At 66.8% G+C, this 593-nt stretch carries 1 protein-coding gene; it reads right to left on the bottom strand.

Going from position 1 to position 593, the window contains the following annotated elements:
* Positions 1-593: IS21 family transposase (istA, locus tag IVB42_RS08730; protein ID WP_247374877.1), on the bottom strand; the 593-nt coding region annotated here is incomplete at both ends.

The raw sequence follows: 593 nt of genomic DNA, 5'->3' as shown, positions 1-593 counted from the left end.
GCGCGGCCGCGCCGGCAAGATGGCGGTGCCGTAATGCGCCGCCATCTCCGCGTAGGTACGATTGATCTGCGGGTCGTACAGGCTCGCCTTAATGACCGCGACCTTGGTGTTGTCGGGCACCACCAGCACCGGTATGCCGCCGATCGCCGCGAAGGCGCCAACATGGGCGCTGATCCAGTCGGCGAGCCCCTGCGTCCACGTCGCCTGTGCGTAGGTGAAGCTCGATGCGCCGAGCACGGCGACGAAGATCTGCGCCGTTCTGCGCTCACCGGTCAGGCGGTCGACCACCACCGGCACGCCATCGCCGGCATAGTCGACGAACAACTTGTCGCCGGCCGCATGGGCCTGGCGCATCGTCACCGACAGGCGGCCCTCCCAGGCGCGGTAGAGCTCACAGAAGCGCGAGTACCGGTATCCGCCGGGCTCGGTGGCGATATATTCCTCCCACAGGATCGACAGCGTCACATGCTTGCGTTTGAGCTCGCGGTGCACGGTCGCCCAGTCGGGCTCGGCGATGCGGCGGTGACCCTGACGGTTGCCATTGCCGGTCTTCGCGAACAGGCGAAGTTCCAGAACCGTGTCGGTGACGTCGT

Origin of the sequence: Bradyrhizobium sp. 45, from assembly GCF_023073155.1 — a bacterium.
In the GTDB taxonomy this organism is placed as follows: Bacteria; Pseudomonadota; Alphaproteobacteria; order Rhizobiales; family Xanthobacteraceae; genus Bradyrhizobium; species Bradyrhizobium canariense_D.
This window is presented reverse-complemented; position numbering and strand designations above follow the sequence as displayed.